At 40.8% G+C, this 14,493-nt stretch carries 13 protein-coding genes; 8 read left to right on the top strand and 5 right to left on the bottom strand.

What is annotated here, in order from left to right:
- Positions 1-26: 26 nt before the first annotated feature.
- Both KO534_RS21965 and KO534_RS21970 read left to right on the top strand, forming a co-directional pair.
- The gene (locus KO534_RS21965) at positions 27-401 is read left to right on the top strand and encodes a SirB2 family protein (RefSeq protein ID WP_215933373.1); all 375 of its coding nucleotides are present in this window, start codon (positions 27-29) and stop codon (positions 399-401) included.
- A gap of 136 nt (positions 402-537) precedes the next feature.
- A complete protein-coding gene (locus KO534_RS21970; protein WP_215933375.1) occupies positions 538-1,356 on the top strand; it encodes a SirB1 family protein in 819 nt (272 codons plus the stop codon).
- A 19-nt stretch (positions 1,357-1,375) separates the two neighbouring features.
- Here the strand turns inward: KO534_RS21970 and bioA are convergent, their stop codons facing one another.
- A complete protein-coding gene (bioA, locus tag KO534_RS21975) occupies positions 1,376-2,707 on the bottom strand; it encodes an adenosylmethionine--8-amino-7-oxononanoate transaminase (RefSeq protein WP_215933377.1) in 1,332 nt (443 codons plus the stop codon).
- Between the two features lie 53 nt (positions 2,708-2,760).
- Here bioA and bioB point away from each other — a divergent pair, with 53 nt between their 5' ends.
- Genes bioB through bioD form a run of 4 tightly spaced genes read left to right on the top strand, consistent with a single transcriptional unit; the run spans position 2,761 to position 6,647 of the window.
- Positions 2,761-3,870 (top strand): biotin synthase BioB, encoded by a 1,110-nt coding sequence (bioB, locus tag KO534_RS21980; protein WP_215933379.1) that lies wholly within the window; start codon positions 2,761-2,763, stop codon positions 3,868-3,870.
- Complete coding sequence (locus KO534_RS21985; RefSeq protein WP_215933381.1) at positions 3,870-5,069, top strand: aminotransferase class I/II-fold pyridoxal phosphate-dependent enzyme; 1,200 nt, start codon at positions 3,870-3,872, stop codon at positions 5,067-5,069. Before bioB ends, KO534_RS21985 begins: the two co-directional genes overlap by 1 nt.
- Positions 5,069-5,893 carry a methyltransferase domain-containing protein gene (locus KO534_RS21990; protein WP_215933383.1) on the top strand — a complete coding sequence of 275 codons (825 nt, stop codon included), beginning with the start codon at positions 5,069-5,071 and terminating at the stop codon, positions 5,891-5,893. The genes KO534_RS21985 and KO534_RS21990 overlap by 1 nt, the downstream gene beginning before the upstream one ends.
- Before the next feature lie 28 nt (positions 5,894-5,921).
- Positions 5,922-6,647 carry a dethiobiotin synthase gene (gene bioD / locus KO534_RS21995; RefSeq protein ID WP_215933385.1) on the top strand — a complete coding sequence of 242 codons (726 nt, stop codon included), beginning with the start codon at positions 5,922-5,924 and terminating at the stop codon, positions 6,645-6,647.
- A 335-nt stretch (positions 6,648-6,982) separates the two neighbouring features.
- Here the strand turns inward: bioD and KO534_RS22000 are convergent, their stop codons facing one another.
- The 3 genes from KO534_RS22000 to KO534_RS22010 all read right to left on the bottom strand — a co-directional run bounded on the left by KO534_RS22000 (position 6,983) and on the right by KO534_RS22010 (position 9,507).
- Complete coding sequence (locus KO534_RS22000) at positions 6,983-7,297, bottom strand: hypothetical protein (RefSeq protein WP_215933386.1); 315 nt, start codon at positions 7,295-7,297, stop codon at positions 6,983-6,985.
- 6 nt (positions 7,298-7,303) lie between these two features.
- A complete protein-coding gene (locus KO534_RS22005; protein ID WP_215933387.1) occupies positions 7,304-7,570 on the bottom strand; it encodes a hypothetical protein in 267 nt (88 codons plus the stop codon).
- A gap of 584 nt (positions 7,571-8,154) precedes the next feature.
- A complete protein-coding gene (locus KO534_RS22010) occupies positions 8,155-9,507 on the bottom strand; it encodes an MATE family efflux transporter (protein ID WP_215933388.1) in 1,353 nt (450 codons plus the stop codon).
- A gap of 465 nt (positions 9,508-9,972) precedes the next feature.
- On the opposite strand from KO534_RS22010, the gene KO534_RS22015 reads away from it, so the two are divergent.
- Positions 9,973-11,448, top strand: a complete 1,476-nt coding sequence (locus KO534_RS22015) for an MFS transporter (RefSeq protein ID WP_215933390.1) — start codon at positions 9,973-9,975, stop codon at positions 11,446-11,448.
- Between the two features lie 71 nt (positions 11,449-11,519).
- Positions 11,520-12,542 carry a glycoside hydrolase family 43 protein gene (locus tag KO534_RS22020; protein WP_215933393.1) on the top strand — a complete coding sequence of 341 codons (1,023 nt, stop codon included), beginning with the start codon at positions 11,520-11,522 and terminating at the stop codon, positions 12,540-12,542.
- 12 nt (positions 12,543-12,554) lie between these two features.
- On the opposite strand, the gene KO534_RS22025 is transcribed toward KO534_RS22020, so the two are convergent.
- Entirely contained in the window at positions 12,555-14,492 is a 1,938-nt protein-coding gene (locus tag KO534_RS22025) for a sialate O-acetylesterase (protein ID WP_215933395.1), read from the bottom strand.
- Between the last annotated feature and the right edge of the window lies 1 nt (position 14,493).

Consider the following 14,493-nt stretch of genomic DNA (forward strand, 5'->3'; position numbering starts at 1 on the left):
TTTTATAAATTTAAGGTTGATTAAGAATGTACGAAATTGTTAAACATACTCATTTAACGGCGATTGCGCTGAGTGTTCTGTTGTTTTTAGTACGTTTTGTACTTAATGCGCTGCAGTCACCCATGGCACAAAAGAAGTGGTTAAAAATCGTTCCCCACATAGTCGATACGGTTCTACTGATAACGGTTGTTACCTTATGTATTTTACTTAAACAATATCCTTTTGTAGATGCATGGGTCACTGAAAAACTATTGGCGTTGGTGATGTACATCTTTATGGTGACTTTAGCGCTAAAGCTGGGGCGCAATGGTTTGATGCGTGGCGTAGGTTTGGTTGGCGCGTTGTGCTCGATAGCGTATGCGGGCATGGTGGCTGTCAGTAAACAGCCGATTTTGTTTTAAATTCGTTTCAGCTACTTTAATACTATGGTTTTACAGCGGCTTAGATTTTATTTTTGAAATGAGCTGTTATTTTCAGTAAAGGTTACACCACTTAAACCGATAAAAAGGAGTGAGCAAATTTAGTGGGGTAAGGTAAGTGAAACAGTTAAAACAGGCTATCGTTCAAGGGGACTATTTGATGGCTAGTTTGCAGTTGGCTAGTGTGTTTCAGCCTAGCGACTGTGTACCAGATACGTATCTAAAGCAGGTAGGCCTATGGATTGAGCAAGCCAAGTCATTTATTAACTCAACGGATATCGACGCAAATAGTTTTGAGCGGTTTGTTCAGTTCTTTTATGTTGAGCTTGCGTTTAGCGGTGACGAAAAAAACTATTTCTCATGTCAATACAGCTTGTTAGATCACGTTCTTGATTATCGCACTGGCATTCCTGTTAGCCTTGCTATTGTTTTCCAAGCTATGGGCAAAACTCTTGGATTTGATGTTTGCGGCGTCAATTTCCCGGGACACTTTTTAATTAAATGTCGATTTCCTCATCAAGCCAATATTTATTTAGATCCCTTAAACGGTAAACAGCTCAGTCGCCAAGATTTGGAGTCTCTTTATTTTTCTATTTTGCATGAAATGGAAGATGAAAAAATGCCAGAAGAAGCTTTAGATGAAGCAAGTTGTGACGAAACAATTGTTAGATTACTGCATAATTTGAAAGCCTCGTATATTAACGAAAAGAGTTATTCAAATGCTTTGACCGCAGTAGAGTTGTTAGTCAACTTGTGCCCTAACGATCCCTATGAAAGAAGGGATAGAGGATTTTTATTACACCAATTAGATTGTACTCAAGTGGCGATTGCAGATTACCAGTATTTTATTCGAAAGTGCCCTAAGGATCCCGCCACGCAGCTTTTACAGGCACAATTACAGCAGCTAAGTGAACAAACTCCCGCCGTTTTTCATTAGTGGTTCTATTTACCAGGATTTATTTAAGAACCTGGTAAATAGCTTGGGTTAATTGTGTCAATTGTGCCTGACTAATAATATAAGGTGGCATGATATAAACCAATTTACCGAATGGCCTGATCCACACCCCTTGTTGCACTAGGGCTTGTTGCAACTGAGCTACATTAACCGCAGCTTTGCACTCTACTACACCAATTGCGCCCAGCACGCGTACGTCAGCGACCGCATCTAAATTCATGCAAGGTGCTAACTCAATTCTAAGCTGCTCTTCAATTTGCGAGACTTGTGCTTGCCAGTGATTTTGTTGAATGATTTTCAGACTGGCATTGGCCACTGCACAGGCAAGGGCATTACCCATAAAAGTAGGGCCATGCATAAATACGCCAGGCTCTCCTTGGCATACCCCTTGCGCAACATCTTCAGAACAAATAGTCGCAGCGAGTGTCATGTAACCACCTGTTAATGCCTTTCCTAGACACATAATATCAGGGCTGATATCAGCATGTTCACAGGCAAATAATTTGCCGGTGCGGCCAAATCCAGTAGCAATCTCGTCACAAATTAACAGTAGGTTGTAATCATCGCAAAGTTGCCTACAGCGCTTTAAATATTCAGGATGATATATCCGCATACCACCGGCATTTTGCACTATGGGTTCGATTATCAAGGCTGCAAGTTCATTGTGATGAGTTTGAATAAGTTGTTCTAACGGTTGAATATCGTCTTCATTCCACTGACGATCGAAACGAGTTTGCGGAGCTGGAGCAAAAATTTGCGAAGCAAGCGCATCAGTAAATAAACTATGCATCCCATTGACAGGATCACAAACAGACATTGCCGCAAATGTATCGCCATGGTAACCGTTGCGAGGAGTAATAAATTTGTGTTTTTTGGAATTACCTTGGCATGCCCAATATTGCAACGCCATTTTCATGGCCACTTCAACTGACACCGAGCCTGAGTCGGCAAGAAATACTCGGTCTAGGCCTTGGGGCGTAATATTGATCAAGGTGCGACATAGATCAATTGCAGGCTGATGGGTAAGACCACCAAACATGACATGGGCAAAATCATCAACTTGATGTTTAATTGCATGGTTCAAATCAGGGTGATTATAACCGTGAATTGCGGTCCACCAAGAAGATACCCCATCCACTAGTTTTTCACCCGTTGCAAGATGAATATATACTCCTTCAGCGTGTTTAACTTCATAACATGGAAGTGGATTAATTGCAGAGGTATAGGGATGCCAAATGTGTTGCTGGTCAAAGCGTAAATTCTGATTGGTCAAAATGTGTTCACTTGTAAAGGTTTGAGTTTTAATTAAGTTGACAATGCTGTCGCGCCCCATAGACTAAGCGCCTTGAATCATTTAGTAAAGTCTGAAAACCAAAGGTTGCCCCAATGTCTTCAAACAATGTGTCTTTAAACCCTTCTTCATCAATCAATCAAGCTAATATCCGTCATGACTGGACGATTGAAGAGGTGAATACTCTTTTTAATCTACCGTTTAACGACTTGATGTTTCAGGCGCAAACAATTCACAGACAACATTTCGATCCAAACCAAGTGCAAGTGAGTACTTTGTTGTCGATTAAAACAGGTGCTTGCCCAGAAGACTGTAAATATTGTCCTCAAAGCGCGCGTTATGATACCGGGTTAGAAAAAGAACGTTTGATGGAAGTGGAAAAAGTCATTCAGCGTGCTAAAGAAGCGAAACAAACCGGCTCTACTCGTTTTTGTATGGGAGCGGCATGGCGTAATCCTAGAGATAGAGATATGCCCTATGTCACGCAGATGGTTAAAGAAGTAAAAAAGCTGGGTTTAGAAACCTGTATGACTTTGGGTATGTTAACTCGAGACCAAGCACTGTCTCTGAAACAAGCTGGACTTGATTATTACAACCATAACCTAGATACCTCTCCGGAATTTTATGGAGACATCATTACCACTCGTACATATCAAGATAGGTTGGATACATTAGATAATGTCAGAGGAGCAGGGATGAATGTTTGCTCTGGAGGGATAGTAGGAATGGGCGAAACTGCAACTGACCGTTCAAGTTTGTTATTGCAACTAGCCAACCTTGAACATCACCCAGAAAGTGTGCCTATTAATATGTTGGTTAAAGTGAAAGGCACACCTATGGAGAACGTAGAAGACTTAGATTATTTCGAATTTATCCGTACCATCGCTATTGCTAGAATAATGATGCCTAAGTCATATGTGCGTTTATCCGCTGGTAGAGAGGCGATGAATGAACAAATGCAAGCCATGTGTTTTATGGCAGGGGCAAATTCAATCTTTTATGGCTGCAAGTTATTAACTACCTCAAACCCTGAAACACATGAAGATGTGATGTTATTTAAAAAATTGGGGATAAATTCCGCGCAGACGCGTGAATATTCAGATGAAGCCCATGAAGCGGCTTTGTTAGAAGAAATCGAAGACAAAACCAATGAAAACTTATTTTATGACGCCTCTGCTAAACAACCAGAAACTGTTTCCGGCTAATGGCGTTTGATTTTATTGCTGCGGCACTTGATAAACGTCGCAGCGAAGGGTTAATACGCTCGCGCAAAACAATTAATTCTGCTCAAGGACCGCTAATAGAAATTGCAGGTCAGCACTATATTAATTTCTCTAGCAACGACTATTTAGCGATGCGGCGCTCAAGTGTGGTAATGCAAGCATGGGTTGATGGCGTAAGTGAATATGGTGGCGGTAGTGGAGCTTCGCCACTCGTGACTGGGTACACCAATGCTCATCAGGCGTTAGAAGAGTACATAGCAACTGAACTCAATCGCGACAAGGTATTACTGTTTAATTCTGGCTTTGCCGCTAATCAAGCCGTGTGCCAAGCGTTATTTGCTCAAAAGCATAGTGAATTTCAAGATCTGATTATTGCCGACAAACTAATGCATGCTTCTTTTATAGAAGGAGCACAAGGTTCATTGGCTAAGTTATCGCGTTTTAAACACAACGATCTCCAGCATTTGCAGCGTTTATTGAACACGAATATTCAATCCCCTCAACAAAGCGTTTTAGTCGCCACTGAAGGGGTCTTTAGTATGGATGGCGACCAAGCCCCTTTGCCAGAGCTGGCTATAAAAACTAAAGAGTCTAACGCCTGGTTGATGGTCGACGATGCCCATGGTTTTGGTACGTTAGGCGAAAACGGTAGGGGAGTAATAGAAGCCCACAATATGACCCAACAACAAGTTCCAATATTGATGGCGACTTTTGGGAAAGCAATAGGCACGGCTGGTGCCTTCGTTGCCGGTAGCGCTGACTTGATTGATTACTTAATTAACTTCGCCAAGCATTATATCTACAGTACCGCTATGCCGGCAGCGCAAGCGTATGCGACCTTGATGAGTTTACAAGCTAAGCAAAATTCCGAACGCCGCACCATTCTTGCGCAACGAATCGAACAGTTTAAATCTTTAGCTATTCAAGCGGGCTTGTCACTTATACCATCAAATTCTGCAATTCAACCGTTGTTGATAGGTGATGCAAAGCAAGCCTCGTTAGCAAGTGAAAAACTTAAGTCCTTGGGATTATGGGTAACGGCAATACGTTATCCAACCGTACCTAAAAACACCGATAGATTACGTATTACCCTAACTGCCGCTCACGAACCTCGTGATATCCAAGCCTTGGTAGATGCGCTACAGATTGTTTTACAGGAAAACAAAAAGGTAATAGTTTGATGACTAGTACGACTATTTCCAGTCGCAATAAAAAGCGTATTGCTCAGCAATTTAGCCGTGCTGCTAATACCTATAATTCTGTTGCTGATGTGCAATTAGATATCGCCTTCGACGCATTAGCTTATTTGCCTTCTCATTACAAAACGGGCTTAGATATTGGCTGTGGAACAGGACGAATTAGTCAGCGTCTTAGCGATAGGTGCGACAGGCTAGTGGCTATGGACTTAGCCTTTGGTATGTTGGCATACGCGCAACAAAATAATGAAATACCTGACCCGTCAATTTGTTGGTTGCAAGGTGACGCCGATTCTTTGCCATTGGCAAGTGGGTCGGTTGATATGTTGTTCTCGTCCATGGTTTTGCAATGGGCGGAAAATCAACACCTAGTGATGTCTGAAATAAGCCGCGTTATGGCACCTGGAGCAAAGGCAATATTGGCGATTATGTGTGATGGTTCATTTACACAACTAAACGATAGTTGGTCAAGCATTGATAGCCATCGTCATGTCAATGATTTTGCCACTGCCGAGTCTTGGAGTGATGCCGCAAAACAACAAGGTTTACAGGTGAATATGCGTGAAAAACAATATATCACTTGGCATCATGACATCAAAAAACTGTTATCATCGATAAAATCAATTGGTGCAAATGTGCTGTTATCAAGCCAAAGTTCGCCAGCAATTAACTCTACTCTTAGTCAAAATAAAAGCGCGTTAAATCGTAAGACGCTGCAACATCTTGAAACGTATTATCAGCAAAAATACGCTGAAAATATGCAACTTCCGTTAACTTATCAGGTCTGCTTCTTACACTGCAGTAAATAAATCCGATTAGTTGTTAAATAGGACTCCCATGGGACATTTATCAGTAAAACGCCGTGCTTTTTTTGTAACAGGCACAGATACCGAAGTAGGAAAAACTTTTGTCAGTGAAGCGCTACTTATTTTGCTCAATAAGAAGGGCTTGTTAACCGCTGGATACAAACCAATTGCTTCCGGTTGTAAATTAACCTCACAAGGTCTGCGTAACGAAGATGCATTGGCTTTGCAACGACGTTCCAGCATTGATTTGAGTTATGATGAAGTCAATCCCATTGCATTCGAAGCGGCCATTGCACCCCATTTAGCCGCGCAATCTTTAAGTCAAGAAAACGCTACTTCATCGATCTCTATTGATGAAGTGCGAGAAGGTTTTAATCGTATCTTTCAGAAGGCTCCCGACGTATTAATTGTTGAAGGCGCTGGTGGGTGGCGTTTACCACTAGGTAGCGATTATGAAAATCAACCTAGGTATTTATCAGAGTTTGTTGTAGCGCAAAATCTATCGGTAATTTTGGTTGTAGGGATGCGTTTAGGGTGTTTAAATCATGCCGTGTTGACCGCAGAATGTATCCGTAATGATGGTTTAAAAATAGCCGGATGGGTAGCAAATCTGGTGGATCCTGAGATGCCATTTTTGAATGAAAATCTTGAGAGCTTAAAAAGCCTGCTAGATGCACCTTTTATTGGCACATTACCAAGGTTAGCAACACCTGAAGAGGCGGATGGCCACCTTGACTTATCAGTGATTGATTTATAACTCTCGTTACCCAAACAGCTTGTTGAGATCTATTTAGATGCCAGTTTTGCTGTGATAAGCAGAATAAGCAGAATAAGCAGAATAGGCAGAATAAGCAGAATAGGCAGAATAAGCAGGATAGGCAGGGTAAAGTTGCTGAAAGGCTAGATCATAAAAAACAAAAAAAAAGCCTGAAATTAATCAGGCTTGAAAGAGAACACACATAAAAACTATATACTCAGAGGGGCGTTTTTAGATTAAGTTCAATATTTGTTTTCTTTATTTAAAAAAAACTCTTCGCCGCATCTAGCAGCCATCATTTTCAATAACAGCAAATAAAGGTGTATTGAGAGAGTTTAAAAAGATACCGACTCATTTTTCTCTGGAGTATCCGTTACTCGTACTAGGGAATTTTCATTGGTCGCGTTTAGAAAGAAAATATCTGGTTGATACTGAAAAAAGCCACTTAACAGTACATCAAGTTTGCAAAAAGTATTGTCGTCAAAATCGGAACTACGAAAATCATAAATCTCCTGTGACTCCGGTAAAATTCCTAAGGTGATTCCGATAGTTGCGGTGGTTAAATCAACAACTTTTATTGTTGCCCCCTCCCAACCAGCGGTGTTACCAGAATTATTCTTTGACTGACGTACAAAGATCCTATCAATCATAGCCGTTTAATGGCTAGGGGAATCGATAGCGTAACTTGTTTTAAACAAATCGCCGAACCAAGAGGCATCGGTAATTTCGCTCATACCAGAACCTCCTTCATTGATTATTCCGGCGAACAAAGGTTTGATCACTGCTGTAACCACCGATTTATTATAATAAACCTTAATGCCTTTCACATACGCCAGGTTGATGTTTTCATCAGCTTCTACTGAAGCCAAGTTAGTTGGTGTACCACCAGTTTTGGCAATAGACTTAATCTCAAAATATTCCAATTGATAACCAAGGGAATTGTTGCCTATGTCAATCTTAGTAATATGATTTGACGCTGTGTGTAACACAGTGGCATTGGTTAAACCGTTTACAGCTAACTGATAGAGAAGGTTGTCATTGCTAAAATAGATAGTGGTACCGTCTGTAATAGGTTCAGAGCGATAGGTGCCCGCTGGCGTACTAAATCTAGTAGATTATTGTCTATATCTAAAAGTACATTTTCGGCGTCAATATTCACTACCCAGCGAATATTGCCGGAAACAGCCGTTACGGTTACGCAGCTTGCAAAATTGGCTAAAAAAAAGCCTGAGATAACTCAGGCTTGAAGGAGAACACACATAAAAACTATATACTCAGACGAGCTGGCGGAGAATAAGTTCAATCATGGGGGAAAAAATTATCAAAAATTTTGCAATCTATTTTTGATTGAATCGGTAAACCTAAGTTGATTAGCTCTTAGTGTATAGCGCTTTAGTTTAAAATAAGTCCCCATCGTATGCTTGGAAAGTCATATAACTGGCTGAGTAATCCTGTTGTTAAGTTGGGTTTTGGACGAAGATCAAAGCACACCAAACCCATAGTTTAGCTATTGAGGCGCTTCTATTTGCCCCATCTTAGTCCATTTCTCACCTCGCCATCGCATAATCATAATGATGCCTCGGGACCATTCGTCTAAACCTATTGCTATCCAGATGCCAACCAGCCCCCAAGCCCAATAAATCCCTAAAGTATAGGCCCAAAACACACCAATCCCCCACATTGCTAAAATGCCTATTTTGACGGGAAAAAATACATCACCAGCACCTTTTAAAGCAGCGATAACAATAAGGTTAATGGCTCTTCCTGATTCTAAAAACAACGAAACAATCAACAATAAGGATATGAGTTGTTTAGTTTGCTCATGATTACTAAATATGGCGGCAATAGGATCTCGAGCGATGATCATGCCTAAGGTCACGGTAAACGAAACGATAACGCCCAACATCCAGTATTTGTGAACCTTTAATTTGAGTTCTGCATATCGCCTTTGACCCACATAGAAGCTACTCAAAATTTGTGCACCATTGCCTAAGGAAAGTGAGAATACAAACATAAACCTTGCGATGGTTTGCACTATAGCGGCAGCGGCTAATGCGACTGTGCCTAACTGCGCAACAAAAAACATAATTGTTATTTGCGCCATATTATAGGAAATGCTTTCGCCGGCATTGGGTAAGCCTATCTTTAATATTTTCTTCAATTTGATTAGGTCGGGTTTAAATATCGCCCTAAAACTAAGGGGGATTTTATGATGTTTAATAACAAACCAACACATAATCGCACTAATTATCTGGCTAGCGATAGTAGCAAAAGCAACGCCAACTACCGCTGTTTGTGGCAAACCAAAAGGAGGGTACAAGGCAAAGTAGTTGCCTATAAGGTTAATTAATCCCGCTATCAACTGAATGACCATAGGGGATTTTGTATAGCCATACGCCCTAAGAATGCTTGAAAACATAATGCTTAGAGACATACCAATTGATAATCCACCTAATATGATGCTGTATTGAATGGCGAATTTCTCGACATCTGCCGCAAGATTAAAGGAATGAATAAAAGTGGGACTGCCTAGGAAAAACAATAACCCAATTATTATTGAACTTGCTAATGACATCAGTAGACTATTTTGTGAGTATTGTTGGGCGTGCTCTGGTTTGTTTGCACCTAAGTGTTGACCAATTAAAACCGCACCTCCAGAAGAGACAATGTTATAGCTAAGGATTAAGAAAAAAATAAAATGTCCGGTGAGCCCAACGGCTGCTACCGCTGCCTGAGAGTATTGGGTGAGCATAAATACGTCGATAGACATCAAACTCATGCGCATTAGTTGTTCAACGAATATCGGCCATACCAAAGTTTTAATATTCATTCTTTGAGCGATTGATACTATTTTCGACATTTATCCCCCAAGCGATTTTAAAGGGCGATTATAACCTGTAAACCTAAAACAAAAGCCCTAAAACTAAAAGTCATAAAGCGTTAGTGAAATTTTTCGGTTTAGTAACTCTCCATCCAAAACGACTAAATATTATTAAGTGAATTAGTTTGCAGGCTGCGGCTCAATTAATTTTTTGAGACTGGAGATCTTCGATGATTGAGTGCTTATAAAAACGACAAAACACCTTAACCACTATTACTATATGTAACAATTGCTTTATGTTTTTGTAACAATAAAATCACTCTGAGTGGGTGGTATTTCTTCTCGTTAATTCTTGTAACTACTTGTATTTATTATTAATTTTTTCTTGTCGTTGAAGTATTGTTTTGAAATCAGAGATGTAATCTCAGTTTTGTCAACGCTATACAGACTTTATGACTGGAAGTAGACTCACGGTATGTTTAGGTCAAAGTATTTATTCAATTCATGACAGAAAATACCGAAAAGTTGAGTGTGTTGGAGAAAGTTGGATACAGTTTAGGCGATTTAGCCGCCAACCTTGTATTTCAAACCCTAGTGACATTTATCGCGTTTTTTTACACCGATGTTTACAAAATTCCTGTGGAGTCGGCCACTATGGTCATTTTCACTTGTGGATTAATCGCTGCGTTTTTTAATCCTTTTATGGGAATGATCGCTGATAGAACCCAAACTCGCTGGGGTAAATTCAGGCCGTGGATTCTATGGACCTCTATACCATTTGGGGTGATTGCACTACTGACCTTTAGTACTCCGGACTTTAGCCCCGATGGTAAAGTGGTTTATGCCTTTATCACCTACTTATTATTATTGTTGATTTACTCAGCGAACAACCTGCCTTATTCGGCTTTGAGCGGCGTGATAACCGGCAATATGAAACAGCGCAATAGTATGTCTTCGTATCGTTTTATTGCGGTGATGATTGCGCAATTTATCATACAAGTTTTATTGTTGCCTCTGGTCTTAATAGCAGGCGATGGTGATAAGGCCGTGGGTTTTGAAAAGGTCATGACGTTTCTATCAATAGCCGGTGTGATTATGTTTATGATTACGTTTTTCACAACCAAAGAGCGAGTGATCCCCGACCCTGAGCAAAAATCCACTGTAGCAGAAGACTTGCGAGACTTAATAAGTAATCTACCTTGGGTGATCATGCTAGTGGTGACGATATTAGTGTTCATTACTCTTGCTCTTAAAGGTGGAATGTACATTTATTACTTTGAGAATTACTTAAATCCTAATCAAATAACGGAATTACTAGCCACTGTTGGCTTTAATGGATTTATTGATGGCTTAAACGCAAGTTTAACTAGTTTAGGTTTAACGCAGTTTCATTGGCCTGAAGACGCCGCAACCTCTGGATTTGCAGTTTTTAATGCCGGTGGAATTATTTTTATGATAGTGGGCATTGGTTTTTCAAAAGGCCTAGCAGACAGGTTTGGAAAGCGCGAAGTGTTTGGTGCTTCGTTATTTATGTCGACAGTTTTTATGGCTGCGTTTTACTTCTATCCGCCAGATGCAATTGGTTTAGTCTTTAGTTCACAAATTCTCCATGGATTCTTTTATGGTATATCGACACCTTTGTTATGGGCAATGATTGCTGATGTGGCCGATTATTCCGAGTGGAAAAATCATAGAAGAGCCACTGCAATTATATTTTCTGCCATGATAGTCGGCCTCAAAGTGGGCCTTACACTGGGGTCCTCACTTTTATCGAGTATTTTAGGCTTTTATGATTATGACCCCGACTTAGCAACACAGCTGCCTGACACTATTAACGGGATTAAATTATCGGTTAGTGTCTATGCTTCAATCCCATTTTTAGTAGCGGTAGCATGTTTATTTGTTTACAAAATTAATAAGCAAGTAGAACAAAAAATCGAACTGGATTTAACCGCAAGAAGAACGGGTCGAGTTGATTGAATTTAATTAATGACAGTGTTTAATGAGAGCGCAACTGAATTAGAAGTTGTGCTGAATGATGAAGAGAGTAGATGATGTCGGATGAATTATTATCCCAAGAAGAAATAACAGTAATACGAGAAAAGGCTATTTCAGCGCCTTTGGTTGAAAACATTTATACCGCTGACCCCTCGGCACATGTATTTGATGGAAAAATTTATATTTACCCGTCTCATGATATCGATGCAGGTATCCCGTTTAACGATAACGGTGACCATTTTGGAATGGAAGACTACCACGTTATTTCAATGGATTCGCCAACAAGTAAAGCTGTTGATAACGGTGTTGCCCTACATGTTAAAGACGTACCTTGGGCAAGTCGCCAAATGTGGGCACCAGATGCAGCCAAAAAGGGTGATAAATACTATTTTTATTTTCCGGCAAAAAAAGCAGATGATATTTTTCAAATTGGGGTTGCGGTGGGGGATTCGCCTGTTGGTCCTTTTGTGGCTCAAGCCCAACCTATAGCGGCGAGTTACTCTATCGATCCTGCGGTATTTGAAGATGATGATGGCCAATACTATATGTACTTCGGGGGGATTTGGGGAGGCCAGTTACAACATTATCGAAATAATCAATACGATCCATACGTTGATGAGCCAGAAGCAGAGGAAGCCGCTTTAGGACCAATAATCGCTCGTATGAGCGACGATATGTTGGAATTTGATGAATCGCCAAAGGAAATCGTTATTCTTGATGAAAACGGGCAACCGCTGTTAGCCGGTGATCACGATAGAAGGTTTTTCGAAGCCGCGTGGATGCACAAGTATAAGGGTAAATATTACTTTTCATACTCGACTGGAGATACACATTATTTGTGTTATGCCATAGGTGATAACCCTTATGGCCCGTTTACTTATGCAGGCAGAATATTAGAGCCCGTTTTAGGTTGGACCACACACCATTCAATTACTCAATATCAGGATAAATGGTTCTTATTTTACCATGACTCATCACTGTCAGCTGGAGTCACACATCTGCGTTCAGTTAAAATGGCTGAAATACAATATGACAGTGACGGCTTGATAAAAACACTGGTGCCCTATAAGGATTAACAAACCTATAGCCTATTGTGTTGGGGTTAAATTGGCCTGAAAAGGCGAGGCCGGTAATCCTTCCTTGTTATACAGGTTTGCATTGGCCGGATTGTCAGCCCATGCATACCTAACTTTTACAGGAGCAGATACACTGTTATGCCACACCTTGATTTGTTGGCCTATTATTTTTGCCTTGGCCCAGACAAACTTGCCATCTTTAGCGGCGATGGCAAACCCTTGCAGGTCACCATCTTTAGCTACTAAACCGCCGCCAGTATGTGTAAAGTCAAGGAATAAAGCCCCGTGCTTTTCTTCAATAGTGGTTATTTGAGGTCCTGAATACACTGTCTTTTTATTGTGGTAAGCAATATTCTGAGCCGCTAAGGCTAAACGATGTCCTGGAGCATATTTATTCAGAGGATGGATATCATTCCATTCACCAGAGTCAATAATTGCTGCCATTGCCGTGTTGGGTAGATTCAAGGTTAAACGTTGCTGTTCTCTTAGTTCAGCCCAATTACTCGGTTTAGGATGATTGCTGGTCTCCATAAAATTGGCGAGTTGCACATACAAAAAGGGTAGACTCTGTTGATTAAAGTGGTTACGCCAGTCTTTTATCATGTTGCTAAATAAAGCCTGGTAATTGAATGGATTACCGGTGTTTGACTCGCCTTGATACCAAATAACCCCTTTAATTTTATAATCCAAAGCGGGGGCGATCATGGCGTTAAATAATCCTGTTGGTTTGTACTGGATAAAGTTTTGATTAGGTAATTCATCGGCTAACACACTGACTTTAAATTGCCATATGCCAGTTAGGTTGATATGTGCGTTGGGCTTGCCTAACCAATAAGGTTTATCTGCAACAAAACCACCTTTACCTCGGTTGTTTATAACTCTAATTGCAATAACATTTTTACCTGCAACTAAGACTCCTTTAGGTACGGTATAACGTCGTGGGGGATATTGATAAGTAGTGTTTCCTACTTCGATGCCATTTATATAAATGGTATCGGCATCCACAATAGCGCCCATCATTAATTTGGCGCGTTTGCCTGCCATGGATTTTGGCACGTCTATGGTTTTACGAAACCATACCACTCCGTTCATTGGTGCTACCTTTTGATCTTCCCAAAAGCCGGGCAGGGTAAAGGGCTGCCAGTTTTTGTCATCAAATTCTGGTTTGTACCATTTTTCAGCTAAACCCGCATCACGGTTGTTGATATCTGTATACCAGTTATCACTGCGCGCTTTATCGGCATCTTGAATGGCCTTAATATGTGAGTCGTTTTGGAATAATTTGGCTTCAGCATGGGGTTTTGGGAAACCTATTAACGCCTCTTCACTCATCCACGCTTCTACAGGTGAACCTCCCACACTGGCATTAATAACACCTATTGGTACCTGATAGGTTTCATATAAATCACGGGCAAAAAAGAAAGCAGTAGCCGAAAACTTCATTACCGATTCTGGGCTTAATTCTTGCCACTGTACGATAGGGTAATCTGCTTGGGCTGACTTAAAATTGTAGACTGTAGGTACTGTAAAATGACGAATATCCGGATAGTGTGCCTCTGCGATATCCCTTGGGTAACGCTCTTTAACACGCTCCATAGGCAACACCATGTTGGATTGTCCCGACGCTAACCAGACCTCACCGAAGGCCACATTATTAATGGTAATGGTATTGTTAGCGGTTATTTGAATTAAGTGCTTAGTTCCAGCAGGTTGTGGTTTAAGTTTTATAGACCAACGTTTAGCGTCACTTTGTACCGACCCCACTAACTGCCCATCAAAGTGCACAGTGACTTTTTCATTAGGTTCTGCCCAGCCCCAAAGGGAAATTTCTGTGTCTCGCTGCAACACCATATTGTCTGATATTAAACGAGGTAGTTTAACGTCAGCGTTACAATACGTGCTAAAAGCTAAGGTTAGGATTGAAATACATTTAACGAGTTTTCTAGACATA

The organism is Paraglaciecola arctica, from assembly GCF_018861065.1.
Taxonomy (GTDB): domain Bacteria; phylum Pseudomonadota; class Gammaproteobacteria; order Enterobacterales; family Alteromonadaceae; genus Paraglaciecola; species Paraglaciecola arctica_B.